The 17314-nt window shown below is 41.0% G+C and carries 17 protein-coding genes and 1 other annotated feature; of the genes, 1 reads left to right on the plus strand and 16 read right to left on the minus strand.

Annotated features, from left to right (window positions below; all coding sequences use genetic code 11):
* The first annotated feature begins 15 nt into the window (after positions 1–15).
* Positions 16–966 carry a 4-hydroxy-3-methylbut-2-enyl diphosphate reductase gene (locus tag ACTHRG_RS19325; protein ID WP_440231820.1) on the plus strand — a complete coding sequence of 317 codons (951 nt, stop codon included), beginning with the start codon at positions 16–18 and terminating at the stop codon, positions 964–966.
* A gap of 64 nt (positions 967–1030) precedes the next feature.
* Here ACTHRG_RS19325 and ACTHRG_RS19330 read toward each other — a convergent pair whose 3' ends face one another.
* From ACTHRG_RS19330 to ACTHRG_RS19405, 16 genes are all read right to left on the minus strand, one after another.
* Positions 1031–2146, minus strand: coding sequence for a Nif3-like dinuclear metal center hexameric protein (locus ACTHRG_RS19330; RefSeq protein WP_440231821.1), 1116 nt, complete (start codon positions 2144–2146; stop codon positions 1031–1033).
* Entirely contained in the window at positions 2143–2850 is a 708-nt protein-coding gene (locus ACTHRG_RS19335) for a tRNA (adenine(22)-N(1))-methyltransferase (protein WP_076258014.1), read from the minus strand. Before ACTHRG_RS19335 ends, ACTHRG_RS19330 begins: the two co-directional genes overlap by 4 nt.
* A gap of 149 nt (positions 2851–2999) precedes the next feature.
* Positions 3000–3365, minus strand: coding sequence for a cytochrome c550 (gene cccA / locus ACTHRG_RS19340; RefSeq protein ID WP_076258013.1), 366 nt, complete (start codon positions 3363–3365; stop codon positions 3000–3002).
* A gap of 207 nt (positions 3366–3572) precedes the next feature.
* Positions 3573–4712, minus strand: coding sequence for an acyl-CoA dehydrogenase (locus ACTHRG_RS19345; RefSeq protein ID WP_440231823.1), 1140 nt, complete (start codon positions 4710–4712; stop codon positions 3573–3575).
* 103 nt (positions 4713–4815) lie between these two features.
* Positions 4816–5343: a hypothetical protein gene (locus ACTHRG_RS19350; RefSeq protein WP_076258011.1), complete on the minus strand. Its 528-nt coding sequence runs from the start codon at positions 5341–5343 to the stop codon at positions 4816–4818.
* A gap of 72 nt (positions 5344–5415) precedes the next feature.
* Positions 5416–6540, minus strand: coding sequence for an RNA polymerase sigma factor RpoD (gene rpoD / locus ACTHRG_RS19355; protein WP_035332682.1), 1125 nt, complete (start codon positions 6538–6540; stop codon positions 5416–5418).
* A gap of 107 nt (positions 6541–6647) precedes the next feature.
* Positions 6648–8465 (minus strand): DNA primase, encoded by a 1818-nt coding sequence (gene dnaG, locus ACTHRG_RS19360; protein ID WP_076258010.1) that lies wholly within the window; start codon positions 8463–8465, stop codon positions 6648–6650.
* Positions 8466–8504: 39 nt separating this feature from the next.
* Positions 8505–8945, minus strand: coding sequence for a YaiI/YqxD family protein (locus ACTHRG_RS19365; RefSeq protein ID WP_083675339.1), 441 nt, complete (start codon positions 8943–8945; stop codon positions 8505–8507).
* 485 nt (positions 8946–9430) lie between these two features.
* Positions 9431–10249: a pyruvate, water dikinase regulatory protein gene (locus ACTHRG_RS19370; protein WP_048011152.1), complete on the minus strand. Its 819-nt coding sequence runs from the start codon at positions 10247–10249 to the stop codon at positions 9431–9433.
* Between the two features lie 28 nt (positions 10250–10277).
* Positions 10278–10913 (minus strand): helix-turn-helix transcriptional regulator, encoded by a 636-nt coding sequence (locus ACTHRG_RS19375; protein WP_076258009.1) that lies wholly within the window; start codon positions 10911–10913, stop codon positions 10278–10280.
* A gap of 242 nt (positions 10914–11155) precedes the next feature.
* A complete protein-coding gene (gene glyS, locus ACTHRG_RS19380; protein WP_076258008.1) occupies positions 11156–13228 on the minus strand; it encodes a glycine--tRNA ligase subunit beta in 2073 nt (690 codons plus the stop codon).
* On the minus strand, positions 13221–14111 hold the full coding sequence (gene glyQ, locus ACTHRG_RS19385; RefSeq protein WP_076258007.1) for a glycine--tRNA ligase subunit alpha: 891 nt from the start codon (positions 14109–14111) through the stop codon (positions 13221–13223). Before glyQ ends, glyS begins: the two co-directional genes overlap by 8 nt.
* A gap of 120 nt (positions 14112–14231) precedes the next feature.
* Positions 14232–14416: a binding site (T-box leader), on the minus strand.
* Positions 14417–14487: 71 nt separating this feature from the next.
* Complete coding sequence (gene recO / locus ACTHRG_RS19390) at positions 14488–15240, minus strand: DNA repair protein RecO (protein WP_076258006.1); 753 nt, start codon at positions 15238–15240, stop codon at positions 14488–14490.
* 30 nt (positions 15241–15270) lie between these two features.
* On the minus strand, positions 15271–15414 hold the full coding sequence (locus ACTHRG_RS19395) for a YqzL family protein (protein WP_009332996.1): 144 nt from the start codon (positions 15412–15414) through the stop codon (positions 15271–15273).
* Between the two features lie 158 nt (positions 15415–15572).
* Complete coding sequence (era, locus tag ACTHRG_RS19400; protein WP_076258005.1) at positions 15573–16487, minus strand: GTPase Era; 915 nt, start codon at positions 16485–16487, stop codon at positions 15573–15575.
* A complete protein-coding gene (locus ACTHRG_RS19405) occupies positions 16480–16923 on the minus strand; it encodes a cytidine deaminase (protein WP_076258004.1) in 444 nt (147 codons plus the stop codon). Before ACTHRG_RS19405 ends, era begins: the two co-directional genes overlap by 8 nt.
* Positions 16924–17314 lie beyond the last annotated feature (391 nt).

Here is a 17314-nt window from a genome sequence, read left to right on the forward strand (position 1 = left end):
AGGGAGGATATACCGATGAACGTCATAAAAATCTCTCCTCGGGGGTATTGTTACGGTGTGGTGGATGCAATGGTTATTGCAAGGAACGCTGCACTTGATCCGTCTTTGCCGAGACCCATCTATATTTTGGGTATGATCGTCCATAACAAACATGTGACAGATGCTTTTGAAGAGGAAGGCATTGTAACACTTGATGGGAAAGACCGCAAAGAAATCCTGGATAAAGTCGATAAAGGCACTGTCATTTTTACAGCACATGGCATTTCACCTGAAGTGCGGGAAGCAGCGAAACAAAAAGGCCTTGTGACACTTGATGCAACATGCCCTGATGTAACAAGGACACATGATCTTATCAGGGAAAAGGAAAAGGAAGGCTTTCAAATCATTTACATTGGCAAAAAAGGCCACCCGGAACCTGAAGGTGCAGTTGGAGTGGCTCCTCATGCAGTTCATTTAGTGCAGACTGTTGAGGATGTAAATGAACTTAACATACAGGCTGAAAAAATACTGGTGACAAATCAGACTACAATGAGCCAATGGGATGTTGTCCATGTAATGGATCAGATAAAGGAAAAATACCCTCACGCAGAGTTCCACAAAGAAATCTGCATGGCTACCCAGGTCCGCCAGGAAGCAGTTGCAGAACAAGCTGGCCAGGCCGATGTATTAATTGTTGTAGGTGACCCTAAGAGCAATAACTCCAATCGTCTTGCACAGGTATCAGAAGAAATTGCCGGGACAAAAGCCTACCGTATTGCTGATATTACTGAACTGGATGTGAATTGGATTAAAGAGGCAGCAACTGTTGCCGTTACCTCAGGAGCCTCAACCCCGACACCGATTACAAAGGAAGTTATTACTTTCCTTGAACAATTTAATCCGGCTGATGAGTCCACATGGTCACGCGAGAAGAAAGTGCCGTTAAATAAAATACTTCCGAAAGTAAAGAAGCCTGCAAAGTTATAAGAAAAGCGGAAGTGCATATAAATAAACAGAACCGGTCCCTGAGGGAAACCGGTTCTGTTGGTTTTCAGACAAATTTAAAAGGATCTGTATAAACTTCAGATGGAAAAATGGATACGCTATATCCTTTTTCTGTACACATCTGAGATAATTTTTGGGTGACTCCTTTTTTCATTACCTTTTCAACATTATGGCCGGGATCAACAATATTCAGGCCCGACATCATAGCATCATGCGCCACATGGTAATACATATCCCCCGTCACATATACATCAGCACCCTTCATCTTTGCTGACATAAAGTACTTGTTTCCATCTCCCCCCAGAACAGCAACTTTCTTCACTTTTGAAGAAAGGTCGCCCACTACACGAACTCTCTCCACTTCAAGTGTTTGTTTTACATGCTCCGCAAATTCCCCCAGAGTCATCTCGCCAATTACTCCAATTTTACCCAGACCCAGTACTTCACCTTTGTTTTCAAGCTTATAAATATCATAGGCAACTTCTTCATAAGGATGGTTTTTGAACATCGCAGAAAGCACTTTCTTTTCTATATGTTCAGGAAAAATGGTCTCAATGCAGACTTCCCTAACAGCAGCAAGCTCACCCTGCTTGCCAATATGAGGATTTGCATCACTTCCAGGCTTAAACTGCCCTGTCCCTGAAGACGTAAAAGAGCAATGACTGTAATTGCCTATTGAACCAGCCCCTGCGTTTCCAAGAGCTTGTCTTAAAGACTCAGCATTTTCTTCAGGCACAAACACAGCGAGCTTTTTCAATACAGTTTCATATGTGGGATATAAGACTTCCGTATCGGAAAGCTTCAGTGCATCAGCCAGCATATCATTGACCCCGCCTTTGGCGATATCTAAATTTGTATGCGCTGCATACACAGCTATATCATGTTTGATAAGCTTTTCAATAATTCTTCCTGATGGGGAATCAGTGGGAATTTTTTGCAAAGGTCTGTAGATTAACGGGTGATGAGCTATGATCAGCTGAACATTCTTTGCAATTGCCTCATCAACTACATCTTCGAGAACATCCAGAGCAATCATGACATTTTCAACAGGAGTGTTAAGCCTGCCAACCTGGAGGCCAATCTTGTCTCCTTCCATCGCATACCCTTTTGGGGAAAACTGTTCAAATAGTTGGATAATCTCATGTCCATTTATTTTTTTCACTGCATCAATACCTCCTCTGCCATTTTGATTTTCCGCTTTAATTCCTGTTTTCTCTTCTCTGTTTCATTGGAATATGCTGCTTTTTCAAGCTGCAAAAGGATTCTCTCCCAATTCTTCTTTTCACCAAGCCACTTGTTTTGAAATACGGCTGATTTTTGCTCCATAAGAAAAGGGCCCATCAATAAACCTTTTTCTGTATTCTTGTAGGGTTTCAATGGCTCTCCTTTTTCAGCTGCAAGGATTTCATAGATCTTTCCGTCTTCTTCAAGGATTTGTTCGGCTATTAGCTCCCAGCCATTGTCAATCAGCCAGCTCCTAATTGAGATGGCACTTAAATTCGGCTGGAGGATCAGCCTCTTTACAGAAGCAAGCTTGCTCTTCCCCTCTTCAAGAATGCTCGCAATTAAAGCCCCTCCCATGCCTGCAATAGTTATGCAGTCAACTTCATTTGGGCTAATCACTTCTAGCCCGTTTCCTTTTCTTACGGAGATCTGATTTTCGAGTCCTTCCATTTTCACCTGTTTTTTGGCGGATTGATAGGGACCCTCCACCACTTCACCAGCAACAGCAAAAGAGGCAATCCCTTTCTTCACTGCATAGCATGGCAAATACGCGTGGTCTGAGCCGATATCAGCTACTCGTGCGCCTGAGGGAATATAATTTGTTACAGCTTCAAGCCGATTTGATAATTTTTCAGTATTCATTCTGTCACCACTTATTTATGTATTGTAAAAAGCGCATAGCGCCTGCTCTTCCTGAGCAAAAGCTAAAAAAGCTATCGTCAATTTACGATAGCCTTTCTTATAGTATAAAAAAAGTCCTTTACATATGCAAAGGACTTTCATTATAGGTATTACTTAAGGCCTGATAACCATTCAGCCATTTCGGCAGCTTTGTCTTGAGGCACTAATCCTGGAGGCATTGAGCCTTTACCGTTTACTACGATATCAGCGATCTCATCCTGTGATAAACGATCGCCTACACCTTTTAGTGCAGGACCAACTCCGCCTTGATACTGGTCACCGTGACATCCGATACAGCTCTTCTGGTAAATTTCTTCAGGGTTCGCAGCAGCAGTTTCTTCAGTTTCAGCACCGCCGCCTTCCTTTTCTTTTGCAAGCTCTTCCATATCTCCAAGACCTTTAAAAGAAACTAGGAACATTGCTACCACACCAAAAACCATAATTAACACAAATGGAATAATTGGATTGCGATTCATGATTTAACCTCCCTTATGTAAGCACATTCAGTTTAAGTAAGTATACAAACAATCTCTATTTTACTTTAAAAAAGACAGAAGGAAAAGCCCTATTGTAAACTTTGTCAAATCTTGTTCATAAATTGGACAAAAAACTCCATCTTGAAGATGGAGTTTTTGCTGATTATTTCACCGGCATATCTCATTTATACCATAAAATAAACAGTCCTAGCACCCAATGAGGCGCGCAATGACCATTCTTTGTACTTCAGAGGTGCCTTCACCAATTTCTGTGAGCTTACCGTCCCTCATATAGCGTTCAACATGGTATTCTTTCATATAGCCATATCCGCCGTGAATCTGAACAGCCTGGTCGGCGATTTCCATACAGATTTCAGAGGCATAGAGCTTGCACATGGAAGCTTCTTTGGCAAATGGTCTCCCCTGATCTTTCAGCCAGGCAGCCTTGTAGACCATATTTCGTGCCAATTCAATTTTCATCGCCATATCAGCAAGTTTAAATTGAATAGCTTGGAAGTTTGAGAGAGAACGGCCGAACTGCTGGCGCTCCTTTGCATATTGAAGCGCTTTATCATAAGCAGCCTGCGCTATCCCCAAAGCCATTGCCCCAATACCAATACGCCCTCCATCCAGTGTGATTAAAAACTGTTTGAAGCCCTCGCCTTTTTTGCCGAGCAAGTGCTCAGTCGGAACGCGTACGTCTTCAAGTACCAGTTCAGTTGTATTTGAGGCATTGAGTCCCATTTTTTCATAATTATCGATAACGGTAAATCCTTCTGTATCCGTTGGAACAATAATCGCACTGATTTCTTTTTTTCCATCCACTTCACCCGTGACAGCAGTCAAAGCTAAATGCTTCGCATAGCTGGCATTCGTAATGAAGCATTTATTACCATTGATGATATATTCACCATCTTTTTCGACAGCTGTTGTTCTGGTACCGCCAGCATCTGAGCCTGCATTAGGCTCTGTCAGCCCGAAAGCTCCAAAAGACTCACCTGTACAGATAGGCACCAGATACTTTTGCTTCTGCTCTTCGGTCCCGAATAAATAAAGCGGTGCTCCGCCAAGTGATATATGTGCGGAATAAGTGATTCCAGTTGACGCGCAAGCCCTGCTCAACTCCTCTGTAACAATAGCAAAGCTTACAGTATCTGCCCCTGCGCCGCCATATTCTTCAGGAAAAGGAAGCCCCATCAAGCCCAGGTCAGCCATTTTCTTAAATACTTCTACTGGAAATTCCTTTGTACTGTCTCTTTCCAGAGCTCCCGGTGCAACTTCTTCCTGAGCAAATTCCCTGATTGTTTTAAGGATCATATTCTGTTCTGCAGTTAAGTCAAAATTCATGTAAATCCCCCTTATAAGAACAAAAGTTGTATACGTTTTCATTACTATTATATAAGGGATGTTGGAGTTTTCTCAACATTTAAAAACTTTTTAAAATATTTTATTATACGAATATAGAAATAACTAATAAAAGAGAGCCAAGAGCCCCTGAAATCCATAGATACAGGAATTTCCATTTTAATCCTGAAAATAGCCAAAGAACACAATTAATTACTAGGGAAACATAGAGCATTCTCTCGTTTCCTGGATAAAACACCGATATAAAATCAACAGATCCCATTAGTAAAATCAAAGCTCCTGATATGATGGGGAAATGTATCATTTTTACTTTTTTAGAAAAATAAAAAATAAAGAAAATATCCGAGGAAATGAAAAGAATTAAAATGACGGTTTGCAAAGTGATAGACAATTCAGTAAAATAAATTAATAAAGCAGAAATTGGAATCAGCAACAGGAGGAAAAGGTTGGCAAGATATAAAACCACTGTATTTGTACGTTTTTTTATTTCCTTCGGCTGACTTCCTTCTGTGTAAAGAGCAAGCAGGTAGTCACAATAATGGTCAGGGAGCATTCGGCTCTTTTTCCAATGCAGCAGCTCGTTAACAATGATTTTTTTTCTGTTTTCTTCCAACCCAAGCACATCCTGTCAAAAAAATAGTTTACTTCCATTGTAAGAAGTAAACTATCCACTGGCAATTATTTTTTATTCTAAAAAGTCTTTTAAACGTTTGCTTCTGCTCGGATGGCGCAGCTTTCTTAAGGCTTTGGCTTCAATTTGGCGAATACGTTCGCGGGTAACGCCAAATACCTTGCCGACTTCTTCCAAAGTTCTCGTACGGCCATCGTCAAGGCCGAATCGAAGACGCAGAACGTTTTCTTCTCGGTCTGTCAGTGTGTCCAGAACATCTTCAAGCTGTTCTTTCAGGAGCTCGTATGCCGCATGCTCCGATGGAGAAGTGGCATCCTGATCTTCGATGAAGTCACCTAAGTGAGAGTCATCCTCCTCACCGATAGGTGTTTCTAATGAAACAGGTTCTTGTGCAATTTTAAGAATTTCTCTTACTTTGTCAGGAGTTAAATCCATATCTTCAGCAATTTCTTCCGGCGTTGGTTCACGGCCAAGATCCTGAAGAAGCTGACGCTGAACACGAATCAATTTATTGATGGTTTCCACCATATGGACAGGAATACGAATCGTTCTGGCCTGGTCAGCAATCGCTCTCGTAATGGCCTGGCGTATCCACCATGTTGCATACGTACTGAACTTGAATCCTTTGCGGTAATCAAATTTTTCAACCGCTTTTATCAGTCCCATATTCCCTTCCTGGATAAGGTCTAGGAAAAGCATTCCGCGTCCTACATACCTTTTCGCGATACTCACAACCAATCGGAGGTTCGCTTCTGCCAGGCGTCTTTTAGCTTCTTCATCGCCTTCCTCAATTCGGTTGGCAAGTGCAATCTCTTCTTCTGCAGAGAGTAAATCAACACGTCCAATTTCTTTTAAGTACATACGGACAGGATCATTAATTTTCACACCCGGAGGGACACTTAAATCATTAAGATCAAATTCTTCCTCATTTTTTGCAAGTTCCTGAACATTTGGATCTTCATTTTCATTATCTCCAACTAACTCAACACCCTGATCTCCGAGGAATTCATAGAATTCATCCATCTGGTGGGAATCAAGTTCAAATTGAGACAATCTTTCTGCTATATCATCATAGGCAAGGACACCTGTCTTTTTTCCTATTTCAACTAATTGATCTTTCGCTTGTTCAAGGGTCAATTCTGTATCAACCTCTTTTGAACGGGCCGACTTTTCAGCCATATGTCCCCCTCCTTCCAAAAATCACACACATTCTAAATCTTTTTCAAATGGGACTATTCCTTAGGTGGTACTAATCCCGAAACATTTATTTAAGGCACACAGCCTTTTTATAGTGACTTTCGCAAATGAAGAATTTCCATTGCGATTAAAGCCGCTTTAGCATAATCCTTTTGGCGTTCTGCTTCCTTTTCTTCATTTAGTTTTTCTTTTATTTTTAACATCTTTTGATAATTCAACACCTGTTTAAGGTAATCTGATAATTCCTGTTCACTTATTTCATCGTTTATGGACATCATTTCTATATCCACCACAATACGCTTAAGCTTTTCATCATTTATAAAATTTATGAATGCACTTGGATCAGGTGTATGGCCTTTTTCGTAGAAACCTAAAAGATAGGTAATAATAGCCTGGTGTTCATCGATGTTAAATGTATTTCCCAGAAGCATATCCTGAACTTTAAATGCTATGTCACTATTCCTGAGCATGTGGGCAATCAGCCTTCTTTCCGCTGTATGAAAGGCGGGTTTAAGACTATCAGCCCTTTTGGGTGTCTGCAGCCTTTTTTGAGGCTCGAAAGCACCTTTGCCCTTCTGGCTGCTTTTTCTCTTCTCCGTGTAATAAACCTGTTTTTGCTGCTCTTTCAAGGCTTCCAGAGAAAGGGAAAATTCATTCGCCAGCTGGCGAAGATAATGATCTCTTTCCACCGCTTTATCAAGCCGGCTGATTTCCTTTAATACCTCTTCGATATAAAGGAGCCTATCTCCTTCATTTTGAAGCCTTTTGCCTCTACGGAGATAAAGAAGTTTAAATGCCATAAAGGTTATGCTGGATTCGATTACATCATGACGAAATTTTTCTTCGCCGTATTCTTTAATATAATCATCCGGATCATAGCCGTCAGGCATCAGTGCCACTCTGATCTGGCAGCCTGCTTCCGTTAGCAGGTTTGCTGCCCGGTATGCGGCTTCGATACCGGCTTTATCGGAATCATAACAGATCGTGATTGATTGAACATTTCTTCTTAAGGAAGCAACATGTTCTTCAGTTAAAGCAGTTCCCATCGTACCAACACCATTACCGACGCCAGCACGATCAGCGGCGATTACATCTGCAAACCCTTCAAAAAGAACGGCTCTCTGCAATTTTTTAATCTGTGGTCTCGCCAAATGAAAATTATATAAAGTTTTGCTTTTATTAAAGATTGCTGTTTCTGGGCTATTTAAATATTTGGGCTCATCGGCCCCAAGGGATCTCCCTGAGAAAGCAATCGTATTTCCGCTGCGGTCAAAAATCGGGAACATTATTCTATCTCTGAAGCGGTCAAAATAGTTCCCATCTTTCTCCCTTTTGATGATCAGTCCTGCTCTTTCCATGACGCCTTCGGGGAACTTTCTTTTAGTCAGGAACTTGAAGACAAAATCCCAGGACTTTAATGAATAACCGATTTGAAATTTCTCGATCGATTCCATTGTAAAGCCTCTATTCAGCAAATATTCTAATGCATGCTGACCATCTTTTGTGTTTACAAGCAGATGGTGATAAAATTTACGTAGAAGCTCATGGGCCTCCATCATCTGCTGTATATCCACAGGCATTGATTTTGCTGATGCTGCGGATGCCGCATCAATTTCGAGCTTGATATTTCCCTTTTCAGCGAGTTTCAATGCGGCTTCCTGAAAGGAATATCCTTCTAAGTCCATTAAGAAAGAAAACGCATTGCCTCCTGCTCCGCATCCAAAGCAATGGTAGATTTGCTTTTCGGGTGATACAGAAAAGGAAGGAGTATTTTCGCCATGAAAAGGACAAAGCCCAAAGTAGTTGCGTCCTTGCTTGTTTAATTGGATATAGTCGCCAATGACATCAACAATATCTACAGCTTGCCGAATTTCATTTACTTTCTCCTCGGCGATCCGTTCTGCCATATGAACAACTCCATTACTTACTGAGGTATTCGATAAACGTTACTGAATTCCTTCAAAATTCGACAAAATCTTTGTCAGCTGCTGCACAAACCTGGATCGGTCTTCTTGCCTTAATGGTTTTGGCCCTTTCCCATAAACCCCTCTTCTTAGCGCTTTGGCTGAAAGGTGCATCATTTCCAAAGGAGTTCGAATTTCACTTTCCTCAAATAAAATTCCCCTGGGAGAAAGGACATAAACACCCTTTAACAAAAGAGTTGATTCCAATCCAATATCTTGTGTTACAACCGCATCTCCTGATTTCACATTATTCATAATGAATAAATCTGCAGCTTCCTTAGTGCTGTCAACAAATTTCCAGACAGCCCCATTCAGGTCATTTTGCATATGGGCATAAGAAGCAACGATCACTGCGTCCACAGTAAAGGAATTGGCTATTTCGACAATTTCTTCTTTTACAGGACAGGAATCAGCATCCACCATAATGATTGGTTTGCCTAATGTTCTAATAATTCTACATTACTCCGCATAATCCTTCTTTACATGAATAACTTTTGCATAGTGAGATATGTCGAATTTTTTCTTGGTCGAAAGCTTGACATGCCACAATAAATAGTTTATTCCTTGGCAGTGAACTCTAAACCTATTCGGATACATTTTTATCACAATTTTTTATTATAGTACATTAATCTCTATTTTGCCATTATTTTATCTGGCAAGAATATAATTTAATTTTCCAGGTTTTTTCTCATCATTGGCTAATTTATAGATTGTTGTATTATCTATAAATTATGCCCCTTGATTTCAGCACGGGGTACTTGCTTTCCGCGGGGAGGAACGGGAGCCTCCCGCAGGAGTCTAGTACCCTCCGCTCCACTTAACTCATCAAAAAATTTAGTTTGAAGGGAAAGCTCCCCAAAAACTTAACTGCCGGGTAAAAAAGAAAAGGCACATAAAGATTTTATGTGCTAGCTTTTCGGAAAGTTTTTCCGGTATTGATTTAGGATCATATTGGCTGTTTCTTCTACTGCTTTGTTCGTAACATCAATAACCGGGCATTTAATTTTGGAAACAGTTTTTTCAAAGTAACCTATTTCTTCTTTGATTCTTTCTATATTTGCATAGCTGGCATTATCGCTTAGACCTAATGATATCAGGCGTTCTCTTCGAATAAAGTTTAATTTTTCAGGACTGATTTTCAGACCGAAGCACTTATCCGGCGGGACTAGAAACAGCTCTTCTGGAGGATCGACTTCAGGCACAAGGGGCACGTTAGCCACTTTAAGGCGCTTGTGGGCAAGATACTGGGAAAGAGGTGTTTTTGAAGTCCTTGATACACCGATAAGCACTATATCAGCCTTTAATATACCACGAGGGTCACGGCCATCATCATATTTTACAGCAAACTCAATTGCTTCAATCTTTTTAAAATAATCTTCATCCAGCTTTCTGACCAGTCCTGGTTCGAAAAGCGGTGTAATACCGCAGGCTCTTTGGATTTGATCCATTAAAGGGCCAACAATATCAAAAGCATATATCCCTTCTTCAGCAGCCCGCTGGTTAATATATTTCCTCATGTCCGGCTTGACCATCGTATAGGCTATCATCCCATTATCAAGCTTTGCGAGTGAAATAACTTCATCAATATGTACTTTCTCTTCAACATATGGAAAACGCTTGATAGATATATCGCTGCCATTGAATTGGCTCGTTGCAGCTTTTGTTACAAGTTCAGCCGTTTCTCCCACTGAGTCCGAAACGACATAAATGACCGGCAATTTTTCCATCCTTTAACACCATCTCCTTCTTTCACTGCTACTTTTCCCCGGCCAGAGCCAGGAATGCTTTCGTCAGATTTGTTTTGGTTATCCTGCCGTTTACTTCAAACCCTTTCTCCGTCTTTTTTACAACAGGAAGGGCGTCGATCTGCTTTTCAATCAGCTTTTTAGCAACTTCGATAAGCAAATCATCTTTTTCGCACATCGTAATGTTAGGCATTCTTGTCATAATGATATTTACAGGGACTGAATTTAGCTCCTGCTTGCCAATACTTGCACGGAGTAAATCCTTCCTTGATAGAACCCCAACTAGCAGTGAACCCTGATCGACAACAAATAACGTGCCGACATCTTCCAGAAACATTGTCACAATTGCATCATATACCGACACATTCTCATTAACCACTACAGGAATGGATTGGTAATCCCTTACATATAGCTTTTGAAGGTTTTCAGTCAGCAGCTGTGCTCCAGTCTTCCCTGTATAAAAATAGCCTACACGCGGACGGGCATCTAAATAGCCTGCCATCGTTAATATAGCCAGATCCGGCCTTAGTGTTGCCCTCGTTAAATTAAGCTGTTCCGCAATACTCTCACCAGTGATCGGCCCGTTTTCCTTAACGATTTCTATTATTTTTTCCTGCCTTTTATTTAATTCGATTTTCCTCACCACCTAATCTTTTGGCACTCATTTCCCACTATAATAAGGTTATACTTTTATATAATTATTATATACTATTTGTCATAAATGAAAAGATGTGTTTCATATATAGTTTACTTTACGCTGCCTAATATGCCCAAAATACGAAAGAGCCCGTCAGAATGATAAACAGGCTCTTTCAATGACAGCCACGGCAGCTGTCCTCATCTTAGATTTTAATCGTATTCAAGCATAAAACGCAAAATTTTAGCTTATTACTTAACAATTATTTCGTTCATATTTGCAAATTTCTTTATCACATCAGCCAAATGTGCCATTTGATACAGCCTATTGCGGCGAATTTCCTGATTCTCATCCATTACCATAGTATGCTCAAAGTATTGATCAATTTCAGGTTTCAAGCTGACTAGCAAGTTAAAGACTTCTTCCTCACTAACCTCTTTTTTCAACTCCTCGGTTACTGATAAATATTTACTGAACAGAGCTTTTTCATTTTCATTTTCAAATAAGCCGCTGTCAATATCCCCTTTATCGTCTGCCTTTGAAGCAATGTTGATTACCCGGCTAAGAGCTTCAATGCTTTCCTTGAAGCCATCTGCATCTTTGTGGGATTCCAATACCTGAGCTCTATTCACAAGTGAAGGCACGGAGCCGATTTCATTTCCCAATACAGCTTCAATTAAATCATAGCGTATTGCTTTTTCCTGCAGCATATATTTAATTCTTAATTTAAAGAAAGAAACTAATTCCTGCATTAAATCACTTTTCGATTTCTTTCCTATATTCGCATTAAGCACGGTCTCTAAAGATAATGCGATCAATTCTTCGATTTTCAGATCCCAGTGTTTAGCCAGTAACGTCTGGATGATACCCGATGCCTGTCTCCTTAAAGCATATGGATCCTGGGAACCGCTTGGAATAATTCCAATTGCAAAGGATGACACAATCGTGTCCAGCTTCTCAGCAATGGAAAGTACTGCACCAGCATCGCTTTCCGGCGTCTGGTCCTCTGCATTGCGCGGCATGTAATGTTCATTAATTGCACGCGCCACAGCTTTCTTTTCGCCTTTTTGCAGGGCGTATTTTTCTCCCATAAAACCTTGCAGCTCTGGAAATTCGTAAACCATATGTGAAACAAGGTCAAACTTTGAGATTTCAGCAGCGCGGTCTGTCACTGCTTGTGCTTCATCACTGAAGTCAAGAATCTCACTCAGATTTGCTGCCAGCTGGCGGACACGGTTTACCTTTTCAGCAAGGGTTCCAATTTCTTCGTGATACACAATGTTATTGAGTTTTTCGAGCGATGCTGCGATATCCGTTTTTTGGTCTTCTCTGTAGAAGAAAGCTGCATCAGAAAGTCTTGCCCGCAATACTTTCTCATTCCCTTTAGCCACTTTTTCCAAATGGTCATGAGAACCATTCCGGACTGTCACAAAGTAAGGAAGAAGAGTGCCATCTTTGGACTTTACCGGGAAATAGCGCTGATGCTCTTTCATGGAAGTAATTAACACCTCTTGCGGAAGCTCAAGGTATTCTTCTTCAAACTTGCCATATAATGCAGTCGGGTACTCAACCAGATTATTTACTTCTTCCAATAAATCTTCATCCACTGGGATAACCCAGCCATGTTCTTCCTCAATTTTTTCCAATTGAGAAAGAATGGCACTTTTTCTTTCCTGAGGGTTAGTGATCACATATTGCGCCAGCAAGGCCTTTTCATAATCAGCAGGATTGTTAATTTCAATCTCTTTCCCTAAAAAGCGGTGACCTCTTGTAAGGTTGGAAGTATGGACATTTGTGATTGAAAAAGGGATGACTTCATTTCCGAATAATGCAATAAGCCATTTAATCGGCCTGATAAAACGCAGATCCTGATTTGCCCAGCGCATATTCTTCGGGAATGATAGCGAGGTAATAATCTGCTGAAGTTCAGGCAGAAGGGCAGCTGTTTCCTGACCTTTAATGAATTTGCTGACATGGGCGTATTCAACACCGTTAATTTCTTTAAAAAATATATCTTCAACAGAAGCTCCCTGACCCCGGCTGAATCCAACCGCAGCCTTTGACCATTCTCCATCTTCTGTTAGTGCGATTTTTTTCGCAGGTCCTTTCGCTTCCTCATTTATGTCCTCCTGGGCGGTATCCACTCCCGTTATAAGGACAGCCAAGCGGCGGGGAGAGGAGAAGGCGCTGATCTCTTCAAAAGATATTTTCTTTTCCAAAAGCCATGATTTCACTTTATCTGAAAGCTGGTTCATTGAATTAGTGACAAATCTGGCAGGCATTTCTTCGAGTCCAATTTCCAGCAGAAGATCTTTCTTATTCATGAGATCCTTCCTCCTTATCCTTTAGAATTGGGAAGCCAAGTTTTTCTCTCTCTTCATAAAAAGTCTTGGCTATTTTTCTGGCCAAATTCCGGCACCTTGCAATATAGCCTGTTCTTTCTGTTACTGAGATCGCTCCCCTCGCATCGAGCAGGTTAAAAGTATGGGAACATTTCAATACATAGTCATAAGCCGGGTGTACAAGCCCTTCATCCATTTGCCTATGTGCTTCTTTCTCATAGATATTGAACAAATTGAAGAGCATTTCCTGATCTGATGTTTCAAACGTGTATTTCGAATGCTCAAACTCGGGCTGCATGAAAATGTCCCTAACTGTAAATCCTTCTGTCCATTCAAGGTCAAAGACATTTTCCTTATCCTGAATGTAAGAGGCAAGCCTTTCAATTCCATATGTAATTTCAACAGACACAGGCTTGCATTCCAATCCGCCTACCTGCTGGAAGTATGTGAACTGTGTTATTTCCATTCCATCAAGCCACACTTCCCACCCTAAGCCAGCGCAGCCCAGTGAAGGATTCTCCCAGTTATCTTCCACAAACCGGATGTCATGTTCAAGCGGATCAATGCCCAATGCCTTAAGTGAATCAAGATACAGCTCCTGGATATTATCAGGGGACGGTTTCATGATCACCTGAAATTGATGATGCTGATAAAGCCGGTTTGGATTCTCTCCATATCGGCCATCAGCCGGACGGCGTGAAGGCTCTACATAAGCCACATTCCACGGCTCTGGTCCGATCGCCCGTAAAAATGTATATGGGCTCATAGTACCTGCGCCCTTTTCAGTATCATAAGCCTGCATCAGGATACAACCCTGTTCAGACCAATGTTTTTGAAGTGTTAATATCATGTTTTGAATATTCATAGGACACCTCTTTCGTATAAATAGTTGTATTTCGCCTCTCAATGTTGTCCGTTGATTCCCGCTCCAGGCTGCTCGCTTTTCCTGCGGAACATAAAAAACTCCCGTCTCTATGCCAAATGGCATAGGGACGAGAGTTACCCGCGGTTCCACCCTATTTGCTGCGATTTTGACCGCAGCCTCTTTGGTTGTCAATAGACAAAATTGCTCCAGAGCGCCCTTCCTTAACTATCCATACCCGGCTCCCACTGTCCCGGGTTCGCTTTAATGAGAAAAAGTTAAGTACTCTTCTCCTTCACAGCAATAATATTTTATTAATTTGAATCATAGCGGAATCACATTGGATTGTCAATCTTTAATAAAAAGCAAAAGGAGCTCATTACATAAGATCATTAAACTTGTCCATTTGATTCAAAAACTTCTTAGTCTTAAGGTTTAAGCCGGAATACTCTTCATAATAAGCAGAGATAATCTTTTTCAATTCAGCTTTGGTTTCCGGTTTAACAGAGATATTGCCGAGCCTGGACAAGTCAAAAAAATAAAAGAGGCGCAGCAGCTTAATTGTCGCCTGTGATACTTTATAATGATAAGGATCCTTATCAAGACAGCGGTGACAAATGAGGCCGTTTTCCCGGATTGAAAATGCAAAATGCCCGTCAGTGCTTCCGCAGACAGAACATTGATCAAGAACTGGATATAAACCCAAACCGTTCAGCATTTTCATTTCATAAATGTTCGTGAGAATCTCGGGATCATATCCTTCGTTTATTAAATTTAGCGTTTGATGCAGCAATTCAAACAAAAATGGGTTGGGCTTCTTATCCTCACTGCTTTTATCCGTTAAATCGACAATATAGCTTGCATAAGCCGTAAGAAAAATATCTTCTTTAATAGATCGCATGGATGAAATCATGTCACCCTGCTGCAGGGTGCCCAGACCGCTTCCGCGCTGAACTAAAAAATTCCCGTATGTAAAAAGCTGGGTGACAGCAGCAAGTCTGCTGTTGGGTTTTTTCGCTCCTCGTGCCATCACACCAACTTTTCCCCATTCACGCGTATATAAAGTAACTATCTTATTTGTTTCACTATAATTAGTTGTCCTGATGACGATGCCTTCACATTTATCAAGCAACCGTGACACCATCCCTGTCTTTCGACAAACCTATGAGATGGGAAAATCAGCTTCTGCTAGCTCTTCATCATTGCTGCCGGGTATATCCTGAGTTTCCTTTTCTAGCTCCTTGAAGAGAAGATATGTGTCAATATTTCCTGTCTGGGAAAACACTCTCCAGGTAAAATCCATCATCGAAAACCCCACCTTTCAGTTATTCAACTAGCAATTTATTTATCCCAATACATTTATCTATATCATAGCCTGTCTTTGTAAAATCATGAGACGAAAATATTGTCAATCACCTGTATGCATATAAACCAGAAATGGATAATAGTTTAATTAGGGCTGGTTCAGTACTCATCTTCACGGAAGCCAAAATCGCGGAGCTGAGACATTTTATTGCGCCAGTCTTTCTGGACTTTGACCCAAAGCTCCAGAAAGACCTGTGAACCAAGAAGATTTTCAATATCCACCCTTGCTCTTTTTCCGATTTCCTTGAGCATTTTTCCTTGCTTTCCAATCACAATGCCTTTCTGGGAGTCACGTTCCACAATGATCGTAGCCATTACATGAATGACATCTTTGTCTTCGCGGCGCTCCATTTTATCAATAGTTACAGCAAGCGAGTGCGGTATTTCCTCTCTTGTTAAATGCAGCGCTTTTTCCCTGATCAGTTCCGAAACGATAAATCTCTCCGGATGATCTGTTACCTGATCAGCAGGATAAAACTGCGGCCCTTCCGGAATATATTTTTTAATCTGTCCTAACAGCGTCTCTACATTATTGCCTTCTAAAGCAGAAATGGGGATAATTTCGCTGAAATCGTACTTTTCCTTGTAAGACTCAATAATTTTAAGAAGTTCATCTGGATGTACCTGGTCAATCTTATTGATCACAAGGAAAATTGGCGTGCGGACTGACTGAAATTTCTCAAGTATGAATTCTTCACCGCGTCCAAAGCCTTCCTGGGCATTTACCATAAACAGGATGACATCCACTTCTTTCAGTGTGTTTTGGGCAACTTTCATCATAAAGTCTCCCAGTTTATGCTTTGGCTTATGGATTCCTGGTGTATCAATAAAAATAAATTGTGCGTCATTGGTAGTCAGGACACCCTGAACTTTATTGCGCGTTGTTTGCGGCTTATCACTCATAATGGCAATTTTCTGCCCAATTACGCGATTTAAGAATGTTGACTTTCCTACGTTTGGTCTGCCGATTATGGAAATAAAGCCTGATTTGTGTCCTTGTTGTGTATTATTCATGTAAGTCCTCCGGTGAAAATGCTCCTGGCAGTAATTCTTCAACTGTTAATTCTTTAATATCCCCTTTTAAGTTGGTTAAAACAACTTTCATTTCAGGCGGACATAATTCGGATATTACCTGTCTGCATGCACCGCATGGGGGGACAGGACGGTCTGTGTCAGCAACAACAGCAATGGCTGAAAAGCTTTTTACGCCATCAGAATACGCTTTGAAAAGCGCAGTCCTTTCAGCGCAATTACACATACTGTACGCTGCATTTTCTATGTTGCAGCCGTGAAAAACCTGACCGTCACTGCTTAATAGCGCCGCTCCCACTTTGAATTTTGAATATGGCACATATGCTCTATCTCTTGCAATCTTTGCTTCTTGTATTAGTTGATCGTTATTCACAAATATTTCTTCCTTTCCTGTAAAACGGAGCTGCTCCCGATGCAATCATCGGCCATGAGGCTCGCAAAGCTTCTTTCTGTAAAAAAAAGCAGCCGCTTCTCTTATATTTTACAACATTTTACTTTGATTTTCATCGTTTGTAGCAAAAACGTAATAAAAAAATTGAATTTTCTAAAAATATTTAGGCTGATTGAATTTTATCTGGCCATTGTATTCTAAATGGCATCCCTCAGAATTTCCCCGGCCCTGTGAAATTTAATGCTGTTCTGTCATTTTAGCTGATTCAGTGAACGTTTTCAAACTCAAGCACGATAATTCTCAGCAGATTACGGTCAGCCTTTATCATAAATATAGAAATAGCAATCGAGTAGGAGGGGGTGATTAACCCCCGACCTCTCACACCACCGTACGTACCGTTCGGTATACGGCGGTTCGA

Origin of the sequence: Cytobacillus sp. SAFR-174 (genome assembly GCF_051964675.1) — a bacterium.
In the GTDB taxonomy this organism is placed as follows: domain Bacteria; phylum Bacillota; class Bacilli; order Bacillales; family Cytobacillaceae; genus Cytobacillus.

Coding starts and splice junctions, on each gene's coding strand:
- ACTHRG_RS19325 (WP_440231820.1), top strand. CDS start 16: ATGAACGTCATAAAAATCTCTCCTCGGGGGTATTGTTACGGTGTGGTG.
- ACTHRG_RS19335 (WP_076258014.1), bottom strand. CDS start 2,850: ATGAATACTGAAAAATTATCAAATCGGCTTGAAGCTGTAACAAATTAT.
- cccA (WP_076258013.1), bottom strand. CDS start 3,365: ATGAATCGCAATCCAATTATTCCATTTGTGTTAATTATGGTTTTTGGT.
- ACTHRG_RS19345 (WP_440231823.1), bottom strand. CDS start 4,712: ATGAATTTTGACTTAACTGCAGAACAGAATATGATCCTTAAAACAATC.
- rpoD (WP_035332682.1), bottom strand. CDS start 6,540: ATGGCTGAAAAGTCGGCCCGTTCAAAAGAGGTTGATACAGAATTGACC.
- dnaG (WP_076258010.1), bottom strand. CDS start 8,465: ATGGCAGAACGGATCGCCGAGGAGAAAGTAAATGAAATTCGGCAAGCT.
- ACTHRG_RS19365 (WP_083675339.1), bottom strand. CDS start 8,945: ATGGTGGATGCTGATTCCTGTCCTGTAAAAGAAGAAATTGTCGAAATA.
- ACTHRG_RS19370 (WP_048011152.1), bottom strand. CDS start 10,249: ATGGAAAAATTGCCGGTCATTTATGTCGTTTCGGACTCAGTGGGAGAA.
- glyS (WP_076258008.1), bottom strand. CDS start 13,228: ATGAATAAGAAAGATCTTCTGCTGGAAATTGGACTCGAAGAAATGCCT.
- glyQ (WP_076258007.1), bottom strand. CDS start 14,111: ATGAATATTCAAAACATGATATTAACACTTCAAAAACATTGGTCTGAA.
- ACTHRG_RS19395 (WP_009332996.1), bottom strand. CDS start 15,414: ATGATGGATTTTACCTGGAGAGTGTTTTCCCAGACAGGAAATATTGAC.
- era (WP_076258005.1), bottom strand. CDS start 16,487: ATGAATAATACACAACAAGGACACAAATCAGGCTTTATTTCCATAATC.